This is a genomic window from Actinomycetota bacterium, from assembly GCA_030774015.1.
In the GTDB taxonomy this organism is placed as follows: Bacteria; Actinomycetota; UBA4738; order UBA4738; family JACQTL01; genus JALYLZ01.
In genome coordinates, this window is record JALYLZ010000090.1 from 1 (window position 1) to 2,067 (window position 2,067).

The 2,067-nt window shown below is 68.0% G+C and carries 2 protein-coding genes; both read right to left on the bottom strand.

Features of this window, described 5'->3' with window-relative positions:
• The coding region (locus M3Q23_08975) for a transposase (protein ID MDP9342217.1) at nucleotides 1-1,134 on the bottom strand (1,134 nt) is incomplete at its 3' end.
• Between the two features lie 519 nt (nucleotides 1,135-1,653).
• Nucleotides 1,654-2,067 (bottom strand): hypothetical protein (locus tag M3Q23_08980; protein MDP9342218.1); only part of this gene is annotated, 414 nt, incomplete at its 5' end.

Here is a 2,067-nt window from a genome sequence, read left to right on the forward strand (position 1 = left end):
CCGACCCATCCGGTCAAGGTTCAGGGCGGCTGCCTTGAGCTTCGCCCAGGCCACCGACTTGACCAGCCCCCGCCATGGGATCTTCGGGCTGCGGAACTTCACCTGGGCAGCCTTTCGTTCCACCCGGGCTCGTCGCCGGTACCTGTCCCGGAAGGCATCGGTCCACCGCTCGGCCCGGGCCTGCTGAAGAAGGCCCTCGTAGGGGCCGATCTCGACGACCCGTCCTCGGGGTGACGTGGTGCATGAGGCCCGCAGGGGACACGCCCCGCACACCTCGGCGGGGAACCGGATCTTCACCCGCGTCGGCCCTCGGCGGGCGGCACGGCGAGGGCGGGAGACCGTGTGGCCGGCCGGACAGGTGACCGTACCGGCTGTGAGGTCGATCGTGAAGTCGGCTTTGGTGAACCTCCCGCCGGGCGCCACCGCAGGCGGGGCGGGGGCGATGAGGTCGATCCCGCGGCGGGCCATGTCCTCTCGGATGTCGCCGCTTCCGTACGCGGTGTCGGCCACGACCTCCTCCACTCCGAGCTGATCGGCGTCGATCAGCCGAGGGAGGGCGGCTCCGTCGGGGGCCGTGGCGAGCGTGGCCTCCGCCGCGGTGATGAGGTCGGAGTCGAGGTCCACCGACAGGTGCACCTTGTAGCCGTCGTAGCGGTCCTGCCTGGATCGGTGGCCGTGGCGGGCCTCGGGGTCGACCACGGAGATGATCCGCTCGGGGGCCACACTCCGGCGGATCGACACCCTCGGCTCACCCTCCCCGTCCTGCTCGACCTCCAGGTCCTGGCCGGCCACCTGGGCGAGCAGCGCCGCGGCGGCGGCGAGCTTGGTGTCGTCATCGGTCCGGCAGGCCTCGGTGGTGGCCTGGGCGTCGGAGAACAGCTTGGCGAGGAGGCCGGAGCGGGCCTCATGAACGTTCTCTTCACGGACTCTGTTCAGCGCGGCGAGGTCGAGCGACTGTTGGCCGCGCTTGAAGCCAGCGTGAGGGTACGTCCTCCCCTCTTCAGGGAGCAGGCAATGGTCACGGGTCTGCTTGAGCTCTGCCTCAGTCTCCTCGGCGACACAGCCAGCCACTCGGACCGCCAGCGAGTGAACCAGCCCCAGCACTATTTGCTGAACCACCACCGGACGCTGCACTACTCGCAGTCCGTGCGGCAGCGCGCTCGGATCATCGCTGATGCATGCGCCAGGACACCGCCTCCAGCGGGGCTGACGGGCGGTGAAGCTAACGCTGCCCGTGAGAAGTACTGGAGATCGATCTACCCGAAACCCCACCACAGTGATTTCGTCCGGTGGTTCAGAACAACGCACCCGGAAACCTACGTGGCGCTGTTCTCCTAGGACACCATAGTTGCCGGAGTAGTTCCACCACCGCTGCCCGGAGGAAGTCGTCCTCCTCCGAGTCCATGAGTACCTCCGCGAGACCATCGCCCCGCTCGTGGAACTGGCGGATGACGTCGGCGCGGACGTTCGGCGGAGACGTGAGGACGCGCAAGAGGTCGGCTCGGGCTCCCGATGGAAGCTTCGAGAGCTTGCGAAGGATTCGCCCGTCCCGGCCATCGCCGTTCCCCTCCACCGGGGACTTCGTCCTACAGATTGGCATGGCATACACGAGTCTCGAATGGGCGGGGGACGGGGTGAGTGCCCATGGCGACGCTATGCCTCTAGACCCAGAAGAACCCAGACTGTGCCCGATGTGGTGACCCCCAGGGCGACCGGCGGTCCGCCCACCGGTATCGTCTTCGTGACTTCCCTAGTCGCCGGATCGATCCGCATGATCGTGTCGTCCCCTTGATTGGCCACCCACACGGCTCCGGCCCCGGTGACAATGGCCGACGGGTTGGCCCCCACGCGGATCGGATTGCCGACGACCGTTCCGGTCGCGTCGATGGTCGTGACCGTGCCTCCCGCTGAATTGAGCACCCATGCTCCGGAGTCGTCGGCCGCGATGGCGTCAGGGGCGTTCTGGAGGCTGATGGTCTTCACCAGGGCGCCCGTTCTGGGATCGATCTCGCTCACCGTTTGCTGCAGATTGGCCGCCACCCAGACGGCTCCGGGACCGGCGGCGAT